Raw genomic sequence first — 25,831 nt, forward strand, 5'->3', positions numbered from 1 at the left:
GTCAGGCCCCCACGATCCGCTGAAGAAGCTCCACCAGGACCGGAGCGAGCATCGCCACCCCGAACCCCAGCGCCCCGTACCGCAGCGTCTTCTTGGCGGCCTCGACCTCCCCGGGGTCACCGCCGGCCAGGATGTATCGGACCCCGCCAATGGTGAAGAACAGCGTGGCCAGGCCCACCAGCAGCCCGATCACCACGTTCCGCAGGTTGGTGATGACCTGGTCGAGCGAGGCGGAGGCCAGCCTGGTCATCGCCTCGGCGACCCCCGGCACGGTCAGCGCGGCCACCATGCAACCGGCCGTCCAGAGCACTGAAGCGACACCACGCCGGACCCAGCTCGTACCCGCTGGAACCCGGACAACGAACAACGGACAAGGCCGAAACGGCTTCATGACAGGGCTCCCCGAGACGTGAGGTCCTGAGCTGGGCCGCCAGCCGTGATCACAAGCCCGGGACGGGCCGGGATGGGTGTCCTCCTTCAAAGGACGAGGGACGATGGGCTCGATGGGAACGGGCAACCGCCCCCCAGAACTCCGCCCCGAGCCGTGATCACGGCTGACATGGATGAACCACCGATTCAGCAGGCGAGATTGGAGGCCGGCCCGTCACAGCTGACCGAGACTTGACCCTCCTCGATCGCCCGCGCCAGCCGCGCCTCGGCCGCCCGCCGCCGCTTGTACAGCCGATCCGCCGGCACCCCGAGCCGCCCCGCGTACGCCCGCAACGCATGCCCCTCCAACCGCGTCGTGTTGATCAGCTTCGCCTTATCCGAGGTGATGACCCGGCACCGGACGGCCTCGGCGAGCACCATGAACGGCTCACCGTCCAGCGCCACGGGCTCCGGCAGATCGGCGCAGATCTCGACGGAGGTCAGCTCCCGCGCTCGGACCCGAAGCGCGCCCTTCTTCGCCCACAGCAGCAGCCGAGGCAGGATGTTCGGCCGGTCGAGGTCGATCCGACGAAGCTGCGCGACGAAGTACGTCACCATCTCCGAGACGATGTCCTCGACCACGTGCACGGGGCAGCCGCGCGACGTCCGCGATGCGAGGTTCTTCAGCCCCGGCATCGCCACCCCCACGCACCCGACGACCCATGCCGGACCGTCAGACCGTGAACGCCGCACCAGATGCGCCCAGACAGCATCCTTCAGTTCATCTTCGGCCCCTGGTGCGAGTAGCAGCGCTTTCAGTTCGCCCAGCTCGATAGAGCGTTGAGGCACCCCATGCCCGATGAGGCAGCCGTCTACTGTGAGCGGCTCCGGGCCGGTAGTCAGAAGCTTGAACGCCTTGTCGGCTGCGTTCAGGGCGTTCTCGTTGAAGCTGGTCGAGGTCGTGCTGTTGCCTTGGAGATTGCTGGCCATGGTGTCTCCCGCTGAGGCCGCCGGATCGGTCGGTCCAGGTCTCGGCCACCAGTTGGGGAAGTTCCAGAGTGTTGAGGGCAGACGCGTGTACACCACGAAGCCGCCCAGCCGTGCCCATCGCCCTTCTGACCAGGGAGGATGCAGAGGCCCCGAAGCTGTGCACAAGATTCGCGTCAAGCCTGCAAAGACCAGCCGACCCTGCTGCTCAGGGCTGCCGACAACGAGCTGTCAAAGCATTCACCAAGCCGTCTGCTTGTGCGCTGTCGGTACTACTTGATCCCAACCCTCAGGCTCCTGTACGGCGACAGGGCCCGAAGGCCGGCGTGCTTGAGGTCACCGTCGGACGAGCTGGCCGAGTTCGAGCTGGATGAAGCCCTGTTCAGGGCGCAGAACGGCGTACGCGAGGAAGACAGTGGCAAGGATCTGGGGCGCCAAAGCGCGTATCCAGGGGAACCGGCCCTGGTACCCGTAGAACACTGCGAGGCGCGGAGCGGGACTGATCTGGCGCCAAGTCCTGAGCTCGATGGCGAAGCCGACGATCGTGAGAATCGCCCACACGAATAGCGAGCGCTGTAGTGCCCACCATGATGGTCCTTGCCCGAGAGCCCAGTCTGGCAGGACCTGGGCAAGGACCCCCGCTCCATAGGCGAGTACGAGAGGCAGCGCCTTCCAAGGGCTGATTCGCCCCGGCAGTTCGCGCCAAAGAAGTCCGAGAACAAAACCCACGACGAACCACAGGACCAACTCGCCAAGGATCGAGCCCGTGATCGTAATGACGGCGAGCGCCCAGCCGTCGTCGAGGTCTCCCCGCTGGGAAGAGATATCCAGCCAAGTGAACCAACCGGACGGTAACAGGCCAAGCATCAGTGCGACCCGTCCTCCGAAGATCGCGTTACGTCCCGCGTCGGCGTACGGACCGTAGGCCCGGACGTTTTCGTATCGACCAGATGTCGTCTTCCGTAGGTCCATGAGAGCTTGACGGCCGGCTCGCACCACGGTCGCATGCTCGGGCTGCGGTTGGCGCAGTACCACCCATCTCCGGGCCTCCCGCAAGGTGATGGACAGGACGGGTGCTGCCACCAGAATGCTCAGCGGGAGCCACAAGCCTGCAACGTAGATTTCCCATGCCAGGGTTGAGACGCAGAAGATCCAGATCACGGCGCGACGGTCGGACGCGTCGAGGTCGGGCTCGGCCAGAGCCGCTCGCTTGCGTAGCACGGCGGCCAGCGCGATGATCGGCAGGACCCACAGGACATCGTCGAGCGCGTTCGCCAACTCCCAGGGGAACCAGGTGACAGGGCCGCTGAGTGTCGTCCACGCGGCCTCGAAGTTCGCCACGCTGGACTTGTCGTACAGGTTCATGATCCGGATTGCGGCGTACCAGCAGAGGACCACGGCGGAAAGCGCTGTGCCGATGAAAATCACCGAAACAGCGGGGCGACCGCGCCACCTCGGTGCCCGGGTGGCGATGAGTAGAGCGCTGGCCAGTCCTGTGACCGCCATCCACGTGCTAATCACCATTAGGGCGAGCAACGGCACCGTCTTCACCGTAAGTGATTCAGATTCCGGCTGATCGTGAAGCACGATGACACAGGTCACTGTGATCGAGCACAACACTGAGACGACCGTGGGCGAGAGCCGTCCCGTCACCGCTACCAGGGCTGTGAATACTGTGTAGGCCAAGATCTCGCTGAGCCAGTATTTCGAGCCCGCATTCATCGACTGGAGGAGCCTCAACTCGCTGGTTAAGCTGTCGACCACGATGAGCAGCGTGAGTAGCAGGGCGAGGTCGAGGTAGGACCTCACTCTGCTTTGGTCGACTGGCTCAGGGGCAGGCACACATGTTCTTCGCCGTTCTTGGCGTCGGCGGATTGCGATGTACCCCCATGCCAGGACGGCGATACCGCAGAGGTGGTAGGAGACCCAGTCGATGAGTGTGTACGGCGGCTTGCCGGACTGTGCCACCAGACGCGCTCGCCCATCCGGATGCACCGTGATGTCCATGTGCCCCCATGCGTCCAGCTTCCAGGCGGCGCGCGATGCGTCGGCCTGGGCTGGAGGCGGGGTGCTTTCTCCTCGCCACCCGGCCGGGAGGATCACCTCGACGTCCTGCTGCTGGCCAACGCCTGGGCTCTGAGACATCTCGAGGTTAAGACGCCAAGTGCTGCCGTTAGGCATCACGGACCAGGGACCGATGTGACCCCTGACTGCATCGGAGACGTCAGCCTTGACGGTCTCGGTCACCTGGACCTGCCCATTGCCGGCCGTCACCGTAACGTCCCTCGCCGAGACGGGATTGGCCTCCCTCGGCAGCAGGCAGTGGATGGCCTGCTGGAAGCTCGCGGTGTGCCGATGCCCGAGCAGTGCGCCTGTCATGGCCCATGAATGGGGTACTTCCAGCTTCACCATGCTGACGAAGTCCGGCATGTCTTGACGTTCCGCTCGAAGCGTGAGCTTCACCGAAGCACGTGCTCCTGGAGCTGGTATCGGCTCGCACGCCTCCTGGGGCGGAGCGCCAGTTGAACTGATCCGGCCCAAGACCAACGTGGTGGGGACGATGATGAGTACCACGAACAGTACGGCCAAGAGAGTCGTTCCTGCAGGGCGGAACACCCGGGTACGGCTTGGGCTTGAGTGCAGGGTCCTTCGCCCGATCCAGGCCCACAGGCCGTGCGCTAGGAGCACCGCCAAGGCCAGTAGGATCGCAATCCGCCGCGTGGCGTCGTCCGACCGAACCCATGCCGGAACCGGCGGCTGAAGATCTAACGACAGCAGAACGAGGGGCGTTACCGCGAGCGCAACGATTGATTGCCGCAGGACAAATCCCCACACGCGACGCCGCAGAGAACGCTCTGTAGACCTACGCGTGGCGGCAACTGCGTCTGGCTGACTTGGCACTTCCACGCTGTGGTTCCCCTCTCGACGGGCGACAGCGGTTGATCTTAAGACTCTGGTCACCCGCCGAGGGGTGATCTCCAAGGCGTGCGAACTTACACACTCCATCGTGTAAGTGAGGGTGGGCGCTTCTGCCAGGTGGAGCTGAGTCGGATGGCCATGGGTCACTTCTCGCTGGAATCGACGGCTCCAAGGGAGCGCGAGGCCGCAAACCCAGCGGTACGTCGCAGCTCCAGAGGTGATCGGAATCCGTCCGCCCCTGTCCCCCAACGCAGCCCTACCTCGGCGCCAGGGTGTTGTACCTAGGGCACCAGGATTGCTTTGGTGGCTGTCGCCGTAGTGCTCGCTTACGGCCACACTCGGAGGATGGACCCCGCTGGCAACCAGTACGCTTTCGTGATCCAGACAAGGGACAGCTTCGACAGAAGCTGGGCTTGGGTCCTCGACCACGAAGCCGCCGACGATGCGGTGGCGGGAAGCGGTGTAGAGGACGACGCGTCAGGAAGCCCGCTCAGCTTCGGCTGCGCAATTTTCGAGGCGTACTTGGATCAGCTCGTCGCCACCGCTCCAGGAGCGGTGGATTACTACCTGTTTGATGACGAAGGTGACACCGAGTGGCGGATCTTGGTCTGGGATGTGCCTGGTACTGAATACAGCTGGTACAGCACCGTGCCGCCGCCTGGCGACCCTCTCCGCCGTGGGTACGCGCGGGCTATGGCCGCCGAGCGTATCGAACCTCAATCAATAAGCACATGGCTCGGGAGCGAGGTGCGCAGGCGGCTCCACGACAAGCAGAGAGCCGCACAGAAGGATGATGGGACCGGGCTTGGAGCAGTGCCCTGACGACCCAGCGGTTTCCAATCAGCGCCGATCAGCTGGTGTTTCAGTGCATGGAAACGGGTGGCCGCCACGGGTCACCGTAGATGAGCAAGAATGACGGACCGCGGTCGATGAGGTCGCGGAGGGCCGAGAGGCGGTTGGTGCCGCTCTCGGTGTGGCTCTGTTCCGACACCGCGTCCAGAGAGCCCAAGGCGAAGGACCGGCTGCGCGTTGCCGAGCAGGTATGCGAGCGACATCGCCAGGCTGTGGGGCGGGAGTTGGCGCGGCATTTGATCGGTGCCTGCACCCGACCGGGCGGGGTCGTCGCGGATGTCTTCACGACGAGTGAGACGGTTCTCGTCGCGGCGGCGGATATGGGGCGGTTGGGCGTCGGGTGTGTTCCGCGTCTGCCGGTCGCGCAGCATCTCGTCGGCCGACTGCGGCAGGATCTCGCGGCGGATCAGCGGGCTGCGGTGAGGTTGCGTCCGCATGGGCCGCATGCGCTCCGGGAAGCGCTACTCGGCCTCGAAGGCCGGGTTGAGCTGCTGATCGCGGCTCTTCCCCCGTACCCGGAGTTCGGACAGCCGACCGGCTCGACGGAGCGCTCCTGTCCCACGTGCCGGTCCGAGCAGCCCACGCTAGGAGTGACGCAACTGGGCCGGTTCCTGGAGGATACGCTGCATGTTCTCGCACCGGATGGTTACCTCGCGGTGATCACAACCGCTCGGTACGAGCGGGGCAGGCTGCTGGATCAGGCACCTGCGATCATTCAGCACGCGGCCCGGGCCGGGCTCACCTACCTTCAACACGTCATAGCGTTGCGGGTTCCGATCGAAGGCGATGCGCTCGTCGTTCAGCCTAGGCCGGCGGAGTTGGCGCAGCTTCGTCGTGCTCAGTCCGCGGAGCTGCCGCCGGTGGTGTCGGTACACGCGGATGTATGCCTGTTCGCTCGTCCCGGCAGAGGTGCTCGATGAGCAAGAGCGTACTGCCGTCGGTGCTGGCCACGGGGCAGTTGCAGTCGCGTGTTCAGCGCCAGGGTCGGTATGTCGCGGAGTCGATGAGGCATCCGGGCAAGATGCTCCCATCGATCGCCTCCCGGGTCATCTCTGCGTTCACCGAGCCGGGGGACCTGGTGGTGGATCCGATGTGCGGGATCGGAACCACGCTGGTGGAGGCGGTGCATCTGGGGCGGCACGCCGCGGGGATGGAGTACGAGGCGGACTTCGCCGGTCTTACCGCTGCGAACGTTCAGCATGCCCGTTCTCAAGGCGCTGCCGGCTTCGCCAGGGTGGCCTGTGGGGACTCGCGGAACATAGCGACGGTGTTCGCGGACCTACGGGACATGGCCGCGTTGGTGCTGACGTCTCCGCCTTACGGGGAGCGGACGCACGGCCATATCCGGTGCGGGAGCCGCGAAGGCGGCGGGCCGGTGAAGAAGTCGAACCACCGGTACTCCACCGACAAGGGCAATCTCGCCCACCAGGGGCTGCCCCAGCTGATGGAGGGCTTCGGACAGATCCTCGCCGGGTGCAGGGAGCTATTGAGACCCGGGGGAGTCATCGCGATCACGATCCGGCCCATCCGGGTCAACGGGCAGCTCGTAGACCTTCCCGGCCAGGTTATCGAGGTCGCAGAGGCAGCCGGCCTGGTGCTCACACACCGCTTTGCGGCGCTGCTGTGCGGGCTGCGTGATGGCCGGCTCATCAACCGAGCGTCGTTTTTTCAGATGCTGGAGGCATGGAAGAGCCAGGAAAAGGGGCTGCCAGTGTGCGCCGCAGCTCACGAGGACCTTCTCATTCTCCGCATGCTCAGGAGCTCTCGCTCAGAGGCGCCCGCCTGAACGAATGGCCACATAAGCCCGACTAGGTCCTGGGAGTGGAGGCAGGCCTGTGTGTAGTGAGCGAAAGGTGTTGCTGTCCAAGTGGACTTGGTAAGGCGCGCAGCAACCATAAACATGCCAAGCCATTTGACTTGACGATATGGCTAGAGGCGTGGGTCTATGCCACGTGCCCAACGACATAAGACACCCGCTATTCCAAGTAATCGCCGCAGGTGGCTTTCGGGCTGCCCAGGAAAATTCAGTGCTCTCATAGAACATTGCACCATTGCTCAACTCGTGTATAGCGAGGTCAAGTTACACAGCGCCCACGAGTAGAGGCCCCGGCCTGGCCACACATCCGCCAAGACGTTCGCCAAGCCGAGGCCATTCCACCCCAGCTCACTGGAGAGGATGGATCCATCTTGCACCACCTTGCTCGCTCCCGTGCCGTACTCATGACGGCCATTCGCCGCGACGGCCGAACGGACGACCGCTGCGCCGAACAGCAAATCAACGTGACGGCCGCCAACAGGCCATATTCCTTCCCGGCAGCGTCAGCGACACCAACTTCACGACCTGTCGACTCTTACACCGCGACGGGGTCAGCCGACCGGATGGCAGCAGCCGCTGGGAGCGGCAACGCCTCGGATCATCTCGGCCAAAATCACTGCGCCAATAAGGCATCCACTACCAGTGGCGGTGGCCGATGAGCAGAAACGACGAACTGCTGACCGTCACGCAGGTCCTCCAGGAGTTGGGCGGTGTCTCTCGCCGCACCTTCTACCGCTGGCGCCAGCTTGGCAGGGCGCCGGTGTGTATTCAACTTCCCAACCTCGAGCTCCGCGTCTGGCGGAGCGATCTCAACGCCTGGATCGAGTCACGACGGGAAGCGGCATGAGAACGACCTACGACGTGAAGCTCGGTGGAATTCAGCACCGCTCCAACCAGGGCAGGCCTGCCTACGTCGCCCGATGGCGCATTGCCGGCAAGGAGAAGTCCAAGAGCTTCCGGAGCAAAGGGCTGGCCAGCGCGTTCATGTCCGATCTGCGGCAAGCGTCCAAAGTAGGGGAGGAGTTCGACGTCGCTACCGGTCTACCGGTATCGATGCTGGAGCCCGAGTCCATCGGGCCCTCCTTCCTGGAGTTCGCCCAGTCCTATGTCCTCCGCCGCTGGAACACATCGGCGGCTCGGACACGAGAAACAGACGCGTACGCACTCCTGTCGCTGGTCCCCGCCCTGGTGACAGACACTCCTCGCCGTCCCGCACCAGAAGCCCTGCGAGAGGTGCTCCGGAACCACGCGCTCCTCCCGCAGAACCGACGGCTGGAACTGACCGCGGTGCAAGCCGCAGCCCTGACCTGGCTGGAACGTGCTTCCCTGCCGCTGGCAGCCCTGGGACAGCCGCACATCCTGCGCACAGCTCTGGAGGCCATCTCGGTCACCTTCGCTGGCGCCCCGGCGGGGGCGAACACGGTACGTCGCAAGCGCGCCGTCCTCCGTCACCTGCTCGAACACGCCGTCGAGCAGAAGGTGTTCGACAGCAATCCCATGGACGGCATCAGATGGACCGCACCCAAAGCCGTCACGGTCATCGATCCTCGAACGGTGGTCAATCCCGCCCAAGCGGGACAGCTCATCGACGCCGTCTCCAAGGTAGGACGCAACCGGGGCGCACGGCTCAAGGCGCTCTTCGCCTGCATCTACTATGCAGCACTCCGGCCCGAGGAGGCGGCGGACCTGCGGCAGAGGAACTGCACCTTGCCCGAATCCGGCTGGGGCCTGATCGTTCTGGAGAAGGCGCGACCCCAGGGCACAAAACGCTGGACCGACTCAGGCCAGACCCACGAGTCCCGGAATCTGAAGCATCGGGCAGACAAGGAGACACGAGAGATCCCGATCCCACCCGTTCTGGTCGCCATTCTCCGCGAGCACATCGCCGAGTACGGCACGGCGAAGGACGGCAGGATCTTCCACACAGGTAGGGGCGGCACCTACTCCAGCTCGGCACACTCCTACGTCTGGCAGGAGGCCCGAAAACTCGTCCTCACTCCTGAGCAGATCAGCTCCTCCCTGGCGGGCCGTCCCTACGACCTCCGCCACGCGGCCGTCTCTCTATGGCTGAACGCAGGGGTACCTGCCGTCGAGGTCGCAAAGCGCGCTGGCCACAGTGTGGAGGTCCTGCTACGGGTGTACGCCAAGTGCGTGGACGGCCAGCAAGAGCACATCAACTCAAAGATCGCCAATGTGCTGACCGACTAACTCACTGAAAGCGACTGCGGCCCCAGCCAAGCTGGGGCCGCAGTCGCTTTCGACGTAGATCGCTGTAGAGCTGTTCGCGGTTGGAGCGTGGCCGTCGACTGGTGCTTCCTGGTCGGCCGTCACGTCTTCCCGCTGGCATACGCGGCAAGCTATGCCGAAAGGGTCGATCGATGCTGGTGTGGCTGGTTTTGCCCTACCCTGAGGGCGCTGCCAACAGGCGGGAGGCGATCATGAGCATGACGCCGCCGGGTACTGGCCCACTCTCCCCTGACTACAGCGGGCTCGATCCCGAGCTCATGGAGAGGTTCATCACCACGTTCAAGAGCGGTGGCGATCGGGTCGGCGAGGAGGCCGGGGCGCTGCGTCGCATTCTGGAGCAGGCGAGGCTGCCGACGGCGGATTTGCAGCCGCTGGCCGCCACGTTGCTGTGGCTGGATGTAAAGCTGCCGGAGCTGCGTCGCCGTGCCCAGATCGCCAGGGCGGCCAACGCCATCACTCCTTGGCGGGCCGGCCTGCTGCCGTTCGACGAAAGCCGGCTCTTGTCCCAGAGCGAGGCCAGAAAGAAGGGGACGGAGCTGGCCGAGCGGTTCAGGGACGCGAAGTCGGGTGCCGGACCGCTGATGAATCGGCCTCACGATGAGGAACTCGCCGCGCTCATCGCCGAACTGGCCGCCCATCGCGACGACCCGGACTTCACCGCGGCCTTCTTCGCCGGACTGGGTGTCGACGGCACGCTCGCCATCGCCGGCAAGCTGCGGCAGGGCATGCGCGACCCGGAGAAGGCGATCGATGTGGTGAGCCGCGCCTTCGGCACCGCAATGCGGGGCGGGGACGTTGTCTCACGCGGGCACGGCGAGCGGTCGGCTGTGTTCACGGGTTCGGACGTGCCAGGTTTCGCCAAGCTCAAGAACGAGCTCGCGCGCGGGCCCAGCCTGCCCGGCGATCGCTCGCTGGGCTGGCTGCTGCGAGCGGGGGATTTTCCGCCCGAGTGGCTCGCCAAGGTGGTCAAGGCGCACGCGCTGACGCCGGACAGCCGGCTCCAGGGCAAGGAGATGGCGGGATACCTGGCCGCGCTGGGCAACAACCCCGCCGCCGCCCGGCTGGCCATGGCCGCGGTGCGTAAGGACGGCGTGCCGCTGTTGGCGCTGCTGCGCGACCTCACGTGGCGGACCCGTCGAGAGGCGTCCTCGGGGCCGGAGCCAGCGGATGCCTTCGGGCGGATGCTCGCGGCCGCTGCGGGGGCCTATGACGAGAAGGATGGGGCGCACTCGTCCGAGTCAGCGAGGTTCGCCTTTGATCTCATGCGGGCGCTGCCGGACCTCGCCAACCCCACCCCGGCCGAGCGACAGCAGGGCATCAGGGCGTCGGACATCGACGATGCGATTAGGAAGCACTTGGCGGAGATCGCCGGCGCGTACGTAACGGAGATCACTGAGGGCGCGAGCCTTGGCGACGCGAATCGTACGCAGGGCAGCGCCTTCGGTTCGACGGTGAAGACGGTCGTGCCGGGGCTGAACCCCGCTTTCCGGTTGTCGCCCGAGGCCACGTACGCGTTCGTCAAGCTGTTCGCTAGCTCCCCGGCCATCATCGCGCCGTTCGAGGAGGGCATGGGCAAGCTGACCGATCGGCTCATGGCAGCGGCGGCCCGGGCGGACGGCGGACGAGGTATTGAGCACCTGGAACGGGCGATGAAAGCGCTTGGGTACACGGCGGGCATGCAGTTCGCTGCGGAACGGGCGGTGCAGGGCCTGCTCGACGAACGGGATAAGGAGTTCCGCGAACAGCAGCTCGCCAAGCTCGGATTCTTAATCAACCTGGCAGGCGTGCCCGTGGCGTTGCAGGGACAGCCACTCTGGATCGCGGCAACCACAATTGCGGGATCCATGCTCAACGACCTGACCGAGGTCGACAAGACACGACTAGACGCCCTCGACGACAAGACCAGGCTGGCCGCGCTGGCGAGAGGCAGGTGGCTGGTCGATGTGTTAACGGCCGGAGGATTCAAACCTCAAGTGCCGGCGGCGGACGAACGGTTCAACACGCCGCCGATCGTCGACGAGAACGGGCGACTGCTGCCCTTCGAGAAGATCGCCCAGAGCAAGGAAGCCCTCCGCAACCTCAACAACTGGCTGATCGCCAACGGGTCGGGCCTGACAGACAAGAGCCGCATTGGCGAGGCGACGAAGCAGTTGGATGTGATGTTCCGCGGGGCCAAGGACGCGGCGGAGGACGAGTGGAAGCGATTCGACGAACTCAGCCGGGCGGAAGGCAGTCCGTCTCGCCGCGGATGACCATGACATGCTCGGCCGGTGACGACAGCACGATGTGCGTCTTGAATTCCTTGTTGACAAGATCCTGCACCGTGGGTTGCCCGGGCGCATTCAGCTCGTATTCGGCGACGAGATCGAGGGCGCCGACCATGACCAGGAGCATCGAGTTCGGGTCCCCTGATCCGATGTCATTGCTTGCTGTGGCAGCGTAGGTGCGTTTGACCTTGCCCGCACCGCAGGGTACGTCCCTGCCGCCCGGATCGGTGACCTCGATGTTCTTGGCCTGAGCGCCTTCGAAGGTTCGGGTGATGTGCTCCTTGAGTGTCGCACCAGCTTCGGCGGCCGTTGGCGCTTTCGGATCGTCCGGCCCCCCGCATCCGGCCAGCACGAAAAGTACGACCAAGGACACCGAAAATATGCGCCATACCGGAATTATCATGGATTTTCCTCCAAAGGTAGGCCAGTATCCGGACAAGTCTCATAATGGTCGATAGGTCATTGCAACCCATTCAACCAATTTCTTTAGGAAGCCGATGGCTCCGGTACCCAACCCGCGCCGCGCGGAGTTGCAGCAGCTCATCGCCCAGGCCAGGGCACACGTGGACCGGCTGGAGACGGCGCTCGCCCCCGCCTGTGAACAGTTTGCGGGCCAGGCCATCTGGGTCGGCCGCACTGCTCAAGGCTTCGCCAGGGAGCTGACCGGGCACCGCATTCGCGTGCGAGCGGTGGCCCAGGCGGTTCTCGCGACACTCGAAGAGGCACTGCGCGGCACACCATCCGAATTGCCGCAAGACCAAGCCAAGAACCTATAGCGCTCTTGGCGATCACCGTGGCCTCTCAGGCGGCGTCGCGCGTGGTCCACCACTACAGACACTTGCGGAGCTAAAGCGTGAGGGCGTGGTCGTTAGCCTCGATCTTTCACGATCTTCGTGTGGTCGGGTAAGCGGTTCGGCTGAGGGTTGATTTCACGCTGAGGTCAGCGTGAGGAGCCCGGTTGGCGCGCCGGGTGGGCGGGGTTCCACGGGCCCGAGGGGTGTCCTTCCTGGTTCGTTAGGGCAGTTCCGGCGCTGGTCAGGTCGGTGTCGGCAGGGCTTGGAGCCGGGCCAGAGCGGTCAGGAGCGTGCCGGCCCAGGGCCATCGCGCGGCCAGGCGTAGGCGCAGGCGTCGGCCTCCGCGCACCAGCCGTCCGGCGACGGCGAACAGGCGCAGCCGCAGGCGTTTGGGTTCGTAGCGGCGGGCGTCGGTGCCGTGCAGGGCGAGCATCTGCATCCATGCGAGGAGTTCGCAGGCCAGGGCGACGAGTTCGCACCAGATCTGGTTCTGGGTGAACTGGTGCAGGGGCAGGTTGGCCAGGCCGGTGTCCTTGGCGCAGCGGATGCGGTCCTCGCAGCGGGCCCGGCGGCGGTGGCGGAGTTCAAGGTCGGCGAGTTGGCCGCGGCGGGTGTTGGTGACGAAGGCGGTGAAGCGGTGCCCGTCGAGGTCGGTGAAGCGCAGCTGCGCGCCGGGATGGGGCCGTTCTTTGCGGGCGATGACGCGCATGCCTTTGGGCCAGCCGGTCAGGTCCAGCAGGCCGGTCAGCTCGGCCACCCAGGCGCCGGGCCGGATCTGGCCGCCGGCGTCGTAGGCGGGTGTCCATCCGCTGTTGGGCAGGCGCAGGATCGCGGCCTGGATGTCGTCGGTGAGGGTGAACCCGATGGAGTACGACAGCCATCGTCCGGGCCTGGTCAGCCAGGCCAGGAACTCGTGGGTGCCGCCGCCGGAGTCGGTGCGGATCAGTACCTGGCGGCGGCGCTGGCGAGGTAGCTGGGCCAGGGCGAGCCGGGTGGCGTCGATGTGGTCGGCGGCGGTGTTCGAGCCGGCGTTTCCGGGTCGCAGCAGCAGGGCCAGTGGCTCTCCGGAGCCGTCTTGGCCGTGGTCGGCGAAGACCGTCATCGGGTGGAAGCCGAAGGTCTTCTTCCAGGTCGGGGCTGCCTGCTGTTTGTCGGAGTGGGCGATGACGATGGTGGCGTCGATGTCGAGAGGGATCAGCTCGCCGTCGGCTCCGGGTGCGCGCTGGCCGGTCAGGTGCCAGGCTCGCTGGCGTGCTTCAGCGCGGGCGGTTCGGATGGCTTGTAACGCTCGCGTTGGTTCGGCGGCCAGCCGGTCGATCAGCCGGGAGACGGTCGGGTCGGAAGCGACGGGGCCGAACAGGTCGGGCTGGGAGCGCAGCAGCGCGATGTCGGCCAGGCAGTCACCGTCGAGAGCCAGGGTGAGGGCCAGGTCGGAGATGGCCTTGCCGGGGTCGTGCACGGCCCGGGCCGGCCGCCAGCGCTGCAGCTGGGTGGATAACGCCCGGTCCAGGCCGGTGACGCGCAGGGTGTGGAGCAGCAGCAGGGCGCCTGCGTGGGAGACGAGCCCCGAACCGTCCGCGGACGCCTCGATCTTGCGTTGGGACGCGATAGTCTTCACGTGGAAAGTGCCTTCTGATTTGGCGTGGACAGGACTCTAGACAAGCCCCATCCTCCCAGCTCAGAGGCGCTTTTCTCATGTAAACGATCAGCCCGGCTCAAATTCCTCGTGAAAGCCCGAGGTTAGCCAGAAGAGCCGGGGCTACAGGACGCAGGTGAAGCTGCGGCGGACGGGAAACCGGCCATCCGCTGCGAGGGGGTGCCCCTCGTACGTGACCACCCACGGCAGCGCGAGCCCCTACCTGGCCTCCTGTCGTAGGGTGCCGACTATGGATCCTGCAGGGCCTAAGGTTTACGTTGAACGGTGGAATGTTGTAGGCGAACAGATGACCTGTTATTCGACTCTCCAGCGTAGGGCGCTCCAAGTGGCGACCTCTCTATCTTGCGCGATAGCAAAAATAAGACGCCCTCCAGACGCAATATCTAGAGGAGTGATGGCGCTCTGTTCAAGGCTGTAATTGTAAGCTCGCTGAATGCGTGTCAACGCGTCACCACTGGGCTCTCGTCGGAAAACGCCGACGAAAACCGACCGCCCATCCGCCCCTAGAGGCGACCAAGCCCCTCGTATAGGAATATCGACGAGAAAACGGTCTTCGGGGGATGGGTTTGGAGCACTCCAGAACAGAGGATCTTCGTAAAATTCGATAGGGGTTGGCCCTGCAAGTGTATTGGAAATTCTTTCCCATTCGCGCCGCAAATGGAAATCCTCAAGAGTGGAAGGAAGGACGCTCACCTCCCGCGCCATCTCGGCATAGCGCCGTTCCCGCTCGGGCCCCGTAGGCTCCTGTGGGATGAGCTCGACATCCCTGTTTGGATCTGTGTGGTACAGGTTCACATAGGTTTGATCCTCGAGTATTGAGGCCCAACTTAGCGCGAGCGAGATACCACTCCGCGCATTGATTGATGCCCACACGTGCAGTTTTTTGAGGGCTTTCAGTACTTCCTTGGTGGTTCGTCCCGAGCCGTATCTCCTCCCTTTTGCTTCACCAATCATCTCACGGTAATTTGGCAAGCTAACCAAGAGGTCCGGCCTGGATCTACCACCTTTAGGTCCGCGCGAAGTAGTAGCGGGCATGAGGTCGAAATGCTCAACCTGTAGTGGCTTGATTTTGTCTTGGATGATAAGGCTCTCCAGGCTTGCTGTCAGCAGCCCCAGCCCTGCGGCCGTAATGATGAACGACTTGATGTGTAGCGATGAGCAATCGAACGCCCTTGTTCTGTGTAATGCGTATCTACCATCCATTCGGGTATTGTCGAGTGCTGTGGCCAGTAGCTGGGCCTCGAGTCTCAAGGCATCGTATGACCCGTAACGGCTTCCAGCGATGGAGGCAAGGCCGTTGACTAGTACGACACGAGCCAGGCTGACTGCCAAGTCTACGGTTTCGCTAGGGGGGGCAACGACATCCCGGCCGCTTAGAGATGGTGTCCATTCGTGCCTGGCAAACGTGACTATTCCCATACAGGGAATGCTATCCTGAAATCAGGTGCTTGGGTATCCCTGATGATGGAGACATTCGCGATAGTTAGAAGCTTTGACCGCCACTATGACCACTGAATTCCTGATTGGTTGCATCGAGGAGCTGGTGTGCTGGCCGCTCTGAGGGGTTTGAAAATTGGATTGGCGAGTCATGCTGCCAGGCATCGAGGGCGTGAGCTTGAAGGCATGCGATGGTTTCTAGGCGTTCTTGTCCGACTGATCTGCCCAATCACGAGTAGGAAGCGCTCGTCCCGCTAATCTCACCGCAAAGCTAGGCGACCGCCCTGCCATTTATGAGCGTCGGGGGATCGCAAATGTGGTGGAGTACGGGATCGATGATTTGCGTGACGTGGCCCTGAGCTTCTTGGTTGAGCCGCTTGCCAGAAGCTGACAACTTAACCGGGCCGGCATCGGCTCGTGACCTCGTTGACACGATTACAAGCTGAGTCTATATGCGCAGTCGTCGTCTAGTGAACGTTCAGAGGGCACATAAATCGACGGTATGAGCTTCGATGTGTGAGATGCAGCGCGCTGTTGGCTATCATTGCAAAGATGGATTACCTTGGCGATAGCAGGCAACACTCAACTGCTGTATTCTCAAGCTGAAAATAAATAATAGGCGACGTCGTTTCCGCGAGCACTGCTGCCTTGTGCTCCATGTGAAGCTAGATCTCACATGCCACTCGACGTCGGCTCCGTCCTGATGCCGGGCGCGGGACAGCACACCTTCAAGATGCGACTACTTCTACCCAAATAGGGCTGGCCGAAGCCGTACTCCCCTAGCAGTCGTAGTACGTTAGTGCTGTCTACTGACTGGACGTCGACTGCCTACGCGAGTACCTATCCGCTCGGCGTGGTTCGTCGGTCCAGTCGTCTTTGAAGTATCGGCCGTCGAGAACATCAAGGAACAAGCCTGCTTGCTCCTCCCCGAAGTGCAGCCTACCCTCGCCATCGAGCAGGGAACTGACGTCAATCGCGTGGCGATCGAGAACTGTGCCCAGGCGGTCGAGGTTCAGCCCTATCTCGGGAAGTCTCTCCTGCAGGTGAAAAATTCTTGCGGCGAAAGACACTCGACGCTTGGAAGCTGCGAGCAATGCTGCCCTAGCATCGCCAGTGATACCTATGCTCTCTTCATCAAGGACCTTAGCGATAGTTTCGACGTACTTCGGAACGTCCTGCAGAACGATGTGGACGTCAGTGAAGAGAGTCTTGAGGTGCAGCCCGTTGAAGGCTGCTAGGTGATCCGAAGTGAGGATCATGTCCACGCGATCATCTATGACCATGGCCGGATCTTCGATCTTCTTCAAGGTATCCCCGTAGCCGAACCATCTTAGGCCAGGTTTGAATACAACGCGTGGGTTGGTCTTGCGGATGAAGTGAACCCAGGTATCGTTCGCCTGCTGCCAAGCTATGGAGTAGAAGATCGGCGTAGGGAAATGCGGGAGCTCGTAGGGAGCCAGCGTGTCCAGGACGCCAACATCTCGGAGCGCACGGATCAGGGCGGCGGTCCGATCCTCGTTGTGATCTTCCGCCGGCAGATCGCTCTTCCTACGGCTCGGCAGCTTCTCCGGTTGCTCAGGGATCTCGTCAAGATCAAGAAGAAAGAACTCTTCTCGTTCCAGTTCTGCGTTTGGTTCGTAAGGGCGCGAATTGCTTGCTCGTACACGCTCCAAGGCGTTCAGGGACAGCTCCCAAAGAGGGTCGTGGAGAGCTTCGTTTATTATGATCTTCTTGGCCTGCATGCCGCGCTGTCCTGCGCGCCGACCGAGTACCAGGTAGGGAGTTCCGTCCAGAGTGATTTCGTCGAACGCTCTGGGATGCTCGGGGGTCATTCCTCAATGGTGCCATATGTTGCGACAGCCACGTGCACTCCTAGGGCCACTGCGACATGTACCCTTTCTCCGACTCTGACCGGTTTGCGTGATACGAGCAGTGTTCCTCGTTCGTTGAGGGCAACTCGTGAGACGCGCCAGCCCAGAATGTAGAGCGTCGGGTTGACTACTCCAAGATTGGACTTGAGGAAGATCACAAAGGCGGTGGCAAAGTATAGAAAGTAGGCGATGCCGTCGCCCCAGCCGTTCGGTAGCTCTCCGAGGAATGGGAGAAGGTAAGTTGCGAGGTAGCCTGAGACCGCACTCCCTTGATCCTCTACACTTGTAACCTTCATGTGTGCGCCGGAGCGCTTCTGAGCTGTGCGGACCAGACGCCAGCCATCAACTGCCCCCACAATGGCCAGGATGGACAGCGGGATCGTCCACCACCAGTGCGGTGCGCTTCGGGCTGCGAAGATCCCGATGAGTGGGACGTAGGAGACGATGAATAGGCGTGCCTTAGTTCCCCAGAGCCCTCGCCCGTCCGGTCCTTCAATCACCATGAGCTCACACTAGAACGCGCGTGCGACAATTTTCGTGAGCTGTGAGGTGGTATAGAGTAGCGATTGGGCAATAAGTGCCTATTTGGGTGTTTGTTGCTTCGTGCTGTTGGCGAAGGTGCTAGCGCTGTCTCTCTGTGGCACGGGTTGAGACGGGCGAGCGCAGAGGCGTCGCCATTGGCTCTCTCAGGCTGGGGTTCGTGGGTGCGCCCCCTTGGCGAGGTGTTTGATCCGCAGTGTCTGGTAGCAACAGGCGTGTGTCGCCTCTCGTGTTGACTTGCATGTTGCTCGTTAGCTGGCACGTCTGATCGAGGGTGAGGCCAGCACGTCTGTGGTAGGGCGCGCGTGTTAAGCGCGAGCAGCGGCTGTTTCTGTCTGATGTCCGGGCGGTCGTAGCCGGTAGCCGACCGCTGGGTAGGCCGATCACCACGTTTGACCTGGGGGATCGCTTGCAAGATCATCCCGTGTATATCCCGTGATCAAGGTCTTACGGCTGCACGCGGACACCGCTGACTGCTTACCAAGGTCTATAAAGCGACGACCTGCGGCTGAGAAACCGCAGGTCAGAGGCCGAATTGCCTGGTCGCGATCTGTGCCCCCGGCAGGATTCGAACCTGCGGCACCCGCTTTAGGAGAGCGGTGCTCTATCCCCTGAGCTACGGAGGCGGACTCTCGTAAGCCTAGCGAAAGTATGGCACTGCGTGGGACATGGGGGCGGGACCAGTTCGGCGGGGTTGGTTATGGGTGGTCTGAGCTGCGGTAAAGGCCTGACAAGTGGTCGGGGGTCCGCTCGTTCGGCGTGGCTAGCTTCTGCGGGTGACCATGAGGCGGTGTAGGCAGGCGCGGCGGCGGCCTGTGGTGTTGTTCGGGGCGTTGCTGGCGCCGGGGATTCTGGCCGGCGGGTTGCTGGCGGGGCAGGTGCGGGGGTTTGGCGATCGGTCGGACCATGTCGGTGCGCTGGGAGGCGGGGGACGGGTTGCGGTGATGGCGTTCGAGCCGCTGTACGTGTCTGCTCCGGCTCGGCCGCAGTGGGTGTACGGGGGGTTTGTGCCTGGGGTGCCCCGTGAGGTCGTGGTGCGGGCGGAGGCTGTGCTGGCCGATCGGGACGAGAAGGCGGTGGTGAGCACGGCTTCTGATGGAGGTGGTGGTCGGCGGCGGGCTGAGGGTGAGGGGGCGAGGGCTTCGGATTCGGCGGCGCGCGGGGGAGGTGGCCGGCGTCGTGGGGTGGAGGTGGAGGAGCCTTATGCGCCGGTGCCGGTTCGGCCTCGTGAGGGGTGTCCGGGGGAGTGGGAGGAGACGTGGTTGTGGGAGGTGTGCCGGGCCGGGGAGCGGCAGGAGGTGCAGGGGTTCGCCGATGGGCTGTTGTCCGGGATCTGAGTGCGGGAGTGCCTGTTCCCTGCCGGGGGCGGGGTTTCGGGGCTGGTGGGACGGGGTGGTTGAGCAAAGTGGGCTTTTTGTCTCATAACAGCTCTTCGGCATTCGGTCCGGACACTCGGAGGGCTGTAGTAACGTGCGTGCCTGACCCGGGTAACGAGTTTGCATACGGAGGAGTCGAACGTGTCAGCCCCTCGATCAGCGGGTCTGATCGCGGCTGTCGTGGCGATGGTGGCTTCTCTGGTGGTGTCCTCGGCGCAGGTGGGGGCGGCGGAGGCGGAGACTTCGGCACAGAGTGATCGGCGGGTTCAGGAGCGGCAGGATCCCGGCAATCTGACCGAGCTGAGGAAAGAAGCGGAGCGGTCGGCCAAGGAGCTGGAAGAGGCCACCAAGGCTCTGGAGAAACGGCGTAGCACGATCGCCGCCTCCGAGAAGCAGCTCAAGGGGAAGCTTACGGCGCTGCAGGAGCTGGAACGGCGGCTCTTGGTGATGCGGCAGCCCGTTTCGCAGATGGCTGAGTTGTTGTATGTGCAGCCGCTCAACGGCGGCGGAGTGCTGCCCTTCCTGACCGGCGGCGCTGACCAGAAAACTCTGCGGGCGCTCAGCGATGCCAACCAGATCGTGGCGGTACGGCAGCAGGCCGTACAGCAGACGAGTGCGCTGTACGCGCAGGCCGAGCAGTTGGCGAGCGAGGCGCAGGAGTTGCGGGCGGGGAACCTCCTGGCGGAGGCGCAGCTCGCGGCCGAGATCGACACGTTGCGGCAGCGGTCGGACAAGATCGTGAAGTCGTTGACCGCGGCGCTGGTGAAGCTGGGTATCAAGATCGACAAGGTGGGGCGGGCGGCGCTCGGCTGCGACCCGTTGCGGGCCGCCACCGCCGGCGAGTATCCCAATGGGCTCATTCCCAGGGGCATGCTCTGTCCCTTGCAGCAGAAGGGGTTCAGCCTGCGGGCGGACGCGACGATCGCGTTCGTCAGTCTGAACGAGGCTTTCAAGCAGCGGTTCGGCAAGCAGATGTGCGTGACCGACGCCTATCGGAGCCTGGCGGAGCAGCAGGCCGTCTACTATCGGCGGCCAGGGTTCGCGGCTGTGCCGGGGCGGAGCAACCACGGGCTCGGGCTGGCTGTGGACCTGTGCGGCGGCGTGGAACGGTCAGGGTCCGTGGAGTTCGTGTGGATGGAGAAGAACTCCAAGAAGTATGGATGGTTCCATCCGTCGTGGGCCTACAGCAGCCCGTTCGAGCCGTGGCATTGGGAGTACGACCCCCAGCTGGGGTCACTGCTCGATTGACGTCGGCCGGGGTTCAGGCCGCTATCAGTTCGGTTGTGCAGAAGGCGCAGCGGGAGGCCTGCTTCGGGATCTCCGACAGGCACTCGGGGCAGTCGCGGGTGGTCGACTCGATCTTGGCTGCGGTGCGTTCCTTGAGATGGGTGTAGGGCTTCACGACGAGGAAGTAGACGACTGCGGCGATCATCAGGAACGAGATGATCGCGTTGATGAAGTTGCCGTACATGAAGTTCGATCGGCCGATGGTGACCTTGAGGGAGGAGAAGTCAGGGAGGTCGCCGAACGCTGAGATCAGCGGGGTCAGCAGGTCGGCCACGAAGGACTGCACGATCGAGTTGAAGGCCGCGCCGATGACGACCGCGACGGCCAGGTCGATGACGTTCCCTTGCATGAGGAACTTCTTGAAACCGCTCATGAGCAGATCGTAGCTGGACGGTTACTCTTCGCTAGGTCGGCGGTGGCAGGGTGATCGACAGATGGGCGGTGGACTGGGCCGCTGCCAGCTCTGCGGCCTGGGTGGTTGTCGTGGCCAGGAGGAGAAGGGTGCCGCGTGGCGTGGACGACGAGAGGTCGCGCTGGGTGCGTGGCGGGGGGATCGTGATGACCGTCACGGCTTCGGCGATCGCGCGGGCGGGGGTGGGTGCTGTGGCTTGCGGCCAGGCGGCCAGGATGTTGACGGTGGCGCCTGGGGAGAGCAGGGCTGCGGCGTCGGGGTCGTTGACGCGTACCGGAGTGGCGACCATGCCCGGCGGGAGGCTGGCGTAGGCCGTCCTCAGGAGGCGGGCGTCGGTCAAAGGCTCGCCGCGGCGCATGGGGGACGTCAGGTGGTGGGTGGTGCCGGGGGCGAGGCGGCGGATCGCGCCGGCCGGTGGATGATTGAGGGGGACGGGGGTCAGGTCGGTGGGCGTCAGAGGGCCCGCGGGAAGGTCGTGGGCGGCCACCAGGACCGTCGCGGGCGGGGTGGGGCGGGTCGCCGCGTAGGCGGACAGGACGGCCAGGGCGGCGAGCGCCGCCGCGATGAGGCGGCGGCGACGGCCGTAGCGGAACAGCCAGCTCCTGATCACGGTAGGTCGAACGGGAGCTTGAGGCCTTCGAGTGCGCTGCCGCACGGGCAGGTGCGTTCCTCGGGAAGGGCCTGGACGGTGGCGGAGACCAGGGAGCGCATGCGGGTGACGTTTTGGGCGAAGAACTCGAGGACCTCGTCGTGGGTCACCCCCTGCCCCGCCTCGACGCCGGCGTCGAGATCGGTCACCAGGCAGAGGGACGTGTAACAGAGGGCCAGCTCGCGGGCCAGGATCGCCTCGGGGAAGCCGGTCATGCCGACGATGGACCAGCCGTTGGCGGCGAACCATCGGGACTCGGCGCGGGTCGAGAAACGAGGGCCCTCGATGACCACGAGGGTGCCGGCGTCGGCGGTCTGCCAGTCGGTGGCCCGGGCGGTGTCCGCGGCCGTCGCCCGGCCGGACGGGCAGTAAGGGTCGGCGAAGGAGACATGGATGGCGCCGCCGGTGTCGTAATAAGTCTGGACACGCCCTGAGGTGCGATCGACGAGCTGGTCGGGGATGACCATGGTGCCGGGGCCGTAATCGGCCCGCAGGGACCCTACGGCGCTCGGTGCGAGCACCTGGCGGGCGCCGAGGGAGCGCAGCGCCCACAGGTTGGCGCGGTAGGGGATGCGGTGGGGCGGGAAGCGGTGATCGCGGCCGTGCCGGGGGATGAACGCCACCGAACGGGAGCCGATGCGCCCGACGGTGACGACGTCGCTAGGGGGGCCGTAGGGAGTGGCGAGCTCGATCTCCTCCGCGTCGTCGAGGAGGGAGTAGAAGCCGGAGCCGCCGATGACACCGATGTCTGCGCGAGTGACCATGGCGCAGAGAGTAGCCGGGTCGGTGCGGGGCCCGGTGCGCCCGAGCGGCGTTCTGTGGATAACGTGCCATCGTCGCAGTGCGTGAGAACATCAGTACGAAGAGTAGTATCGCCGCATGCGACAACAGCGTCTCGGTCTCATCATCGTCGCGCTCATGCTCGGCATGTTGCTGGCGGCGCTCGACCAGACGATCGTGTCCACGGCCCTGCCGACGATCGTGAGCGACCTGGGCGGGCTGGAGCAGCTGGCCTGGGTGGTCACGGGATACATGCTCGCCTCCACCGTCTCCACGCCCCTCTGGGGCAAACTGGGCGATCAGTACGGGCGCAAGCGCCTGTTCATCGGGGCCGTCGTCATCTTCCTGGTGGGATCGGCGCTCTGCGGGCTGAGCCGGAACATGGGGGAGCTCATCGCGTTCCGGGGGCTCCAGGGGCTCGGGGGCGGCGGGCTCATGGTGCTCGCGCAGGCGATCGTGGGTGACGTGGTGTCGGTCCGCGAACGGGGGCGTTACCAGGGGTTCTTCGGGGCGGTGTTCGCCGTTTCGAGCATCGTGGGGCCGCTGCTGGGCGGGGTGTTCGTGGACCGGCTGTCGTGGCATTGGGTCTTCTACGTGAACCTGCCGCTGGGCGCGGTCGCGTTGTTCGTGATCGCGACGGTGCTGCCCGGGGACCTCGCGCGGGCCAGGCACACGATCGACTACGCCGGCGTCGTGCTGCTCGGCGCGGCCACGTCGTGCCTGGTGCTGGTCACCACGTGGGGCGGGACGACGTACGCCTGGACGTCGCCCGTGGTGGTGGGGCTGGCCGGGGCGGCGGTGGCGTTACTGGTCATGTGGGTGTTCGCGGAGCGGCGGGCGGCCGAGCCGGTGCTGCCGCTCGGGCTGTTCGGGCTGCGGGCGTTCTCCATGGCGTCGGCGGTGGGGTTCGTGGTGGGGTTCGGGATGTTCGGGGCGCTCACCTACCTGCCGCTCTACCTGCAGGTGGTGCACGGGGTCAGCCCGACGCTGTCGGGGGTCTACCTGCTGCCGATGATGGCGGGGATGCTGACCATGTCCATCGTGAGCGGGCAGATCATCACCCGGACGGGGAAATACCGGTTTCTGCCGATCGCGGGGACGTTGCTCGCGTCGGCCGGGCTGGTTCTGCTGTCGACGATGACGGAGCACAGCAGCCTGCTGACGATGGGGGTCTACCTGCTGGTCCTCGGGGTCGGGCTCGGGATGACCATGCAGGTGCTGGTGATAGTGGTGCAGAACGCGGTCGACTTCAAGGATCTCGGGGTGGTGACGTCCGGGGCGACGTTCTTCCGGTCGATAGGGGGGTCGTTCGGGGTGGCGGCGCTGGGGGCGGTGTTCGCGGCGACGCTGAACAGCGACCTGCGGGAGGCGTTGCGGGGGGCGCGGCTGCCGCCGGGGTTCGAGCCGCGGCGGGTGCAGGAGGACCCGACCGTCATCCAGCGACTGCCTCGGGAGCTGGCTGCAGATTTTCTGCACGTGTACGCGGACGCGATCGCGGCGGTGCTCCGGGTGGCGGCGCCGGTCGTGTTCGGGGCGTTCGTGCTGAGCTGGTTCATTCCGCAGACGCGGTTGCGGGAGACGACCAAGGCGGCGGACCTGGGGGAAGGGCTGGGGGCCACGTCGGCGGAGCGGTCGTCGCTGGCGGAGGTGGAGCGAGGGCTGATGCGGCTGGCGGACACCGAGCTGCGGCGGGGATATTACGAGCGGCTCGGGGCGGCGGCGGGGCTCGACACGATCTCGCCGCAGGGGGTGTGGGTGCTGGCGCGGTTGGCCCAGGGAGGGTGGGTGCGGGGGGACGAACTTGCCGAACGCGCGCAGAAGAGTAAGGAGTGGGGGCGTCCTTACGTCGATCAGCTCGTGGCGATGGGGTTGGTGCGGAGGTCGGAGGACGAGGAGGCGCTGCGGCTGACGGAGGAGGGGCAGCGGGCGGTGACGCGGTTGGTGGGGTGTTCGCGGGAGGGGTTGAGGCGGCTGGTCGCGGATTGGGGGGAGGATCCGCAGCTTGAGCGGATGGTGGATCAGGTGGCGCCGGAGTTGTTGGGGGCGCGAGGTGATCGGCCCCCGTCTTGAGGGGCGGCGTGCGGGATTGGGGTGCGGGGGCGTGTTCACGGCCGCATGGGGGTTGGCGGGAGCACAAGTGATGAGGGTTTGGCGGGAGCAAGAGTGATGAGGGTTTGGCGGGAGCATGAGTGCGGGCGGGCACGGGCCGGGGGAGGCCGCGGCACGCGAGCGGAGCAGAGGCCGTGGCACGCGAGCGGAGCGGAGGCTGGGGTGCCGGGTGGAGCGGAGGCTGACACGCCGGGCGGGGGCTGACACGCCGGGCGGAGGCCGGCGTGTGGGCGGGGAAGGCTGGCACGCGGGCAGTCCAAGGGGGGGGGCGGAGGCGGGCACACGGGCGGGGCCGGCATGCGGGCAGTCCAAGGCGGGGGGCGGAGGCTGGCACACGGGCGGGGCCGGCATGCGGGCAGTCCAAGGCCGGGGGTAGCGGGTGGGGCGGAGGCTGACACGCGGGCGGGGGTCGGCCCGCGGGCAGGGTGGAGGAAGGGGCGCGGGCGAGCGTTGAGACATGGTGACGGCCACCGCGTGACCCTTCAAGGCGCAAACCAGATCGAAGGTGGGCACGTGATGGCCGCGGACAACAGTGTGGTGGACGGGAGGTGATCGGCGCAGCGGATCCCCGATTGGTGACCCCGACTTTGTTGTGATCCAGGGGATGGCCGCGGGGCTGGCGCGCGGTTGTGGGACGGTTTGCGCTGTCGTACGAACCCATGGTGGCCGCGTCGACGGGCCTGATGCCGTGGCGGTCGAGGGGGCAGTTACGTCGTGACGTGGCTGCGGCGATGAGCCTGGTGGTGGGTACGGTCGTGGCGACGGTCAGGCTGTGGCGCTGCACGGCAGTGGTGCTGCGCGACCAGAGATGGTCAAGCTGCTGTGACCGGGTAGGTGGCGCTGCCGGGCCCGGGCAGGTGGCGCTGCCGTGACGGGGCAGATCGGGCTGCTGGACCCCGGGCAGGTCCGGCTTCCTCACGGGGGCAGATCGGCTGCTGTGATCGGGCAGGTCGGGCGCGGCCGTATGTGGTTGGGATCGGCCGGGTGGCTGCTTGTACGCGTCCCGCGTACGAAGGCGGCCGGCCGGTACGGCCCGAGGCCGTCCGGCGGGCGCGCGTCAGTTGGAGGCGGCGGCCGGGGCCGGCGTGGAGGAGGACGAGCTGGAGGAGCCCGAGGAGGACTTGCTCTCCGAGGACTTCGACCCGCCGTCCGAGGACGACCCGTTCGACGAGGAGCCGGACGATCCGTTCGACGAGGAGGTCGACGAAGAAGAGGACGACGTGCGGTTGTCGGTCCGGTAGAAGCCGGAGCCCTTGAACACGATGCCCACCGCGGAGAACACCTTCCGCAGGTTGCCCTCGCACTTCGGGCACACCGTCAAAGCGTCGTCCGTGAACTTCTGGACGACCTCGAGCTGCTCACCGCAGTCGTTACAGGCGTACTGGTAAGTCGGCACGCGGCTCCTCCTACAGACTCTGGCACTCGAGCGTTGCGACTGCTAATGGTAACCGATCCGGTCAAA

At 65.1% G+C, this 25,831-nt stretch carries 21 protein-coding genes, 1 tRNA gene and 1 pseudogene; 10 read left to right on the forward strand and 13 right to left on the reverse strand.

Annotated elements, in window-relative coordinates:
• Position 1 precedes the first annotated feature (1 nt).
• From ACBR40_RS20595 to ACBR40_RS20605, 3 genes are all read right to left on the reverse strand, one after another.
• Positions 2 to 310: a pilin gene (locus tag ACBR40_RS20595; RefSeq protein ID WP_371249786.1), complete on the reverse strand. Its 309-nt coding sequence runs from the start codon at positions 308 to 310 to the stop codon at positions 2 to 4.
• 266 nt (positions 311 to 576) lie between these two features.
• Positions 577 to 1,359, reverse strand: coding sequence for a hypothetical protein (locus ACBR40_RS20600; protein ID WP_371249787.1), 783 nt, complete (start codon positions 1,357 to 1,359; stop codon positions 577 to 579).
• Positions 1,360 to 1,692: 333 nt separating this feature from the next.
• Entirely contained in the window at positions 1,693 to 4,362 is a 2,670-nt protein-coding gene (locus tag ACBR40_RS20605; protein ID WP_371249902.1) for a DUF6185 family protein, read from the reverse strand.
• A gap of 216 nt (positions 4,363 to 4,578) precedes the next feature.
• Between ACBR40_RS20605 and ACBR40_RS20610 the strand changes: the two genes are divergently transcribed.
• From ACBR40_RS20610 to ACBR40_RS20635, 6 genes are all read left to right on the forward strand, one after another.
• Positions 4,579 to 5,097 carry a hypothetical protein gene (locus tag ACBR40_RS20610; RefSeq protein WP_371249788.1) on the forward strand — a complete coding sequence of 173 codons (519 nt, stop codon included), beginning with the start codon at positions 4,579 to 4,581 and terminating at the stop codon, positions 5,095 to 5,097.
• Between the two features lie 107 nt (positions 5,098 to 5,204).
• On the forward strand, positions 5,205 to 6,047 hold the full coding sequence (locus ACBR40_RS20615; RefSeq protein WP_371249903.1) for a DNA methyltransferase: 843 nt from the start codon (positions 5,205 to 5,207) through the stop codon (positions 6,045 to 6,047).
• Complete coding sequence (locus ACBR40_RS20620; RefSeq protein WP_371249789.1) at positions 6,044 to 6,913, forward strand: TRM11 family methyltransferase; 870 nt, start codon at positions 6,044 to 6,046, stop codon at positions 6,911 to 6,913. Before ACBR40_RS20615 ends, ACBR40_RS20620 begins: the two co-directional genes overlap by 4 nt.
• A gap of 685 nt (positions 6,914 to 7,598) precedes the next feature.
• Positions 7,599 to 7,790 (forward strand): AlpA family transcriptional regulator, encoded by a 192-nt coding sequence (locus ACBR40_RS20625; RefSeq protein ID WP_253756478.1) that lies wholly within the window; start codon positions 7,599 to 7,601, stop codon positions 7,788 to 7,790.
• Positions 7,787 to 9,151 (forward strand): tyrosine-type recombinase/integrase, encoded by a 1,365-nt coding sequence (locus ACBR40_RS20630; protein WP_371249790.1) that lies wholly within the window; start codon positions 7,787 to 7,789, stop codon positions 9,149 to 9,151. Before ACBR40_RS20625 ends, ACBR40_RS20630 begins: the two co-directional genes overlap by 4 nt.
• 170 nt (positions 9,152 to 9,321) lie before the next feature.
• Positions 9,322 to 11,442 (forward strand): hypothetical protein, encoded by a 2,121-nt coding sequence (locus ACBR40_RS20635; RefSeq protein WP_371249791.1) that lies wholly within the window; start codon positions 9,322 to 9,324, stop codon positions 11,440 to 11,442.
• Here ACBR40_RS20635 and ACBR40_RS20640 read toward each other — a convergent pair.
• Positions 11,405 to 11,860 carry a hypothetical protein gene (locus ACBR40_RS20640; protein WP_371249792.1) on the reverse strand — a complete coding sequence of 152 codons (456 nt, stop codon included), beginning with the start codon at positions 11,858 to 11,860 and terminating at the stop codon, positions 11,405 to 11,407. The genes ACBR40_RS20635 and ACBR40_RS20640 overlap by 38 nt on opposite strands.
• 94 nt (positions 11,861 to 11,954) lie before the next feature.
• On the opposite strand from ACBR40_RS20640, the gene ACBR40_RS20645 reads away from it, so the two are divergent.
• Positions 11,955 to 12,233, forward strand: a complete 279-nt coding sequence (locus ACBR40_RS20645) for a hypothetical protein (protein ID WP_371249793.1) — start codon at positions 11,955 to 11,957, stop codon at positions 12,231 to 12,233.
• A gap of 259 nt (positions 12,234 to 12,492) precedes the next feature.
• Here the strand turns inward: ACBR40_RS20645 and ACBR40_RS20650 are convergent, their stop codons facing one another.
• The 5 genes from ACBR40_RS20650 to ACBR40_RS20670 form a co-directional block, all read right to left on the reverse strand.
• Positions 12,493 to 13,869 carry an IS1380 family transposase gene (locus ACBR40_RS20650; RefSeq protein WP_371249794.1) on the reverse strand — a complete coding sequence of 459 codons (1,377 nt, stop codon included), beginning with the start codon at positions 13,867 to 13,869 and terminating at the stop codon, positions 12,493 to 12,495.
• A 333-nt stretch (positions 13,870 to 14,202) separates the two neighbouring features.
• Positions 14,203 to 15,240 (reverse strand): hypothetical protein, encoded by a 1,038-nt coding sequence (locus tag ACBR40_RS20655; protein WP_371249795.1) that lies wholly within the window; start codon positions 15,238 to 15,240, stop codon positions 14,203 to 14,205.
• A gap of 911 nt (positions 15,241 to 16,151) precedes the next feature.
• Positions 16,152 to 17,177 carry a hypothetical protein gene (locus ACBR40_RS20660; protein WP_371249796.1) on the reverse strand — a complete coding sequence of 342 codons (1,026 nt, stop codon included), beginning with the start codon at positions 17,175 to 17,177 and terminating at the stop codon, positions 16,152 to 16,154.
• Entirely contained in the window at positions 17,174 to 17,719 is a 546-nt protein-coding gene (locus ACBR40_RS20665; RefSeq protein WP_371249797.1) for a hypothetical protein, read from the reverse strand. The genes ACBR40_RS20660 and ACBR40_RS20665 overlap by 4 nt, the downstream gene beginning before the upstream one ends.
• A gap of 590 nt (positions 17,720 to 18,309) precedes the next feature.
• Positions 18,310 to 18,382, reverse strand: a tRNA-Arg gene (locus ACBR40_RS20670).
• Positions 18,383 to 19,273: 891 nt separating this feature from the next.
• On the opposite strand from ACBR40_RS20670, the gene ACBR40_RS20675 reads away from it, so the two are divergent.
• The gene (locus ACBR40_RS20675; RefSeq protein ID WP_371249798.1) at positions 19,274 to 20,380 is read left to right on the forward strand and encodes a D-alanyl-D-alanine carboxypeptidase family protein; all 1,107 of its coding nucleotides are present in this window, start codon (positions 19,274 to 19,276) and stop codon (positions 20,378 to 20,380) included.
• A 13-nt stretch (positions 20,381 to 20,393) separates the two neighbouring features.
• On the opposite strand, the gene mscL is transcribed toward ACBR40_RS20675, so the two are convergent.
• The 3 genes from mscL to ACBR40_RS20690 are packed head-to-tail and all read right to left on the reverse strand — an operon-like array spanning position 20,394 to position 22,244.
• A complete protein-coding gene (gene mscL, locus ACBR40_RS20680; protein ID WP_344211136.1) occupies positions 20,394 to 20,792 on the reverse strand; it encodes a large conductance mechanosensitive channel protein MscL in 399 nt (132 codons plus the stop codon).
• 31 nt (positions 20,793 to 20,823) lie between these two features.
• Positions 20,824 to 21,441: an RcpC/CpaB family pilus assembly protein gene (locus ACBR40_RS20685; RefSeq protein WP_371249799.1), complete on the reverse strand. Its 618-nt coding sequence runs from the start codon at positions 21,439 to 21,441 to the stop codon at positions 20,824 to 20,826.
• Positions 21,438 to 22,244: an S-methyl-5'-thioadenosine phosphorylase gene (locus tag ACBR40_RS20690; protein WP_371249800.1), complete on the reverse strand. Its 807-nt coding sequence runs from the start codon at positions 22,242 to 22,244 to the stop codon at positions 21,438 to 21,440. Before ACBR40_RS20690 ends, ACBR40_RS20685 begins: the two co-directional genes overlap by 4 nt.
• Before the next feature lie 115 nt (positions 22,245 to 22,359).
• Here ACBR40_RS20690 and ACBR40_RS20695 point away from each other — a divergent pair, with 115 nt between their 5' ends.
• Both ACBR40_RS20695 and ACBR40_RS20700 read left to right on the forward strand, forming a co-directional pair.
• Positions 22,360 to 24,330, forward strand: coding sequence for an MFS transporter (locus ACBR40_RS20695; protein ID WP_371249801.1), 1,971 nt, complete (start codon positions 22,360 to 22,362; stop codon positions 24,328 to 24,330).
• Positions 24,331 to 25,361: 1,031 nt separating this feature from the next.
• Entirely contained in the window at positions 25,362 to 25,610 is a 249-nt protein-coding gene (locus ACBR40_RS20700; RefSeq protein ID WP_371249907.1) for a hypothetical protein, read from the forward strand.
• A gap of 62 nt (positions 25,611 to 25,672) precedes the next feature.
• Here ACBR40_RS20700 and ACBR40_RS20705 read toward each other — a convergent pair.
• Positions 25,673 to 25,765, reverse strand: a pseudogene (locus tag ACBR40_RS20705) (FmdB family zinc ribbon protein); the annotation flags it as partial.
• Positions 25,766 to 25,831: the final 66 nt, after the last annotated feature.

Origin of the sequence: Nonomuraea sp. AD125B (genome assembly GCF_041402765.1) — a bacterium.
Classification (GTDB): Bacteria; Actinomycetota; Actinomycetes; order Streptosporangiales; family Streptosporangiaceae; genus Nonomuraea; species Nonomuraea bangladeshensis.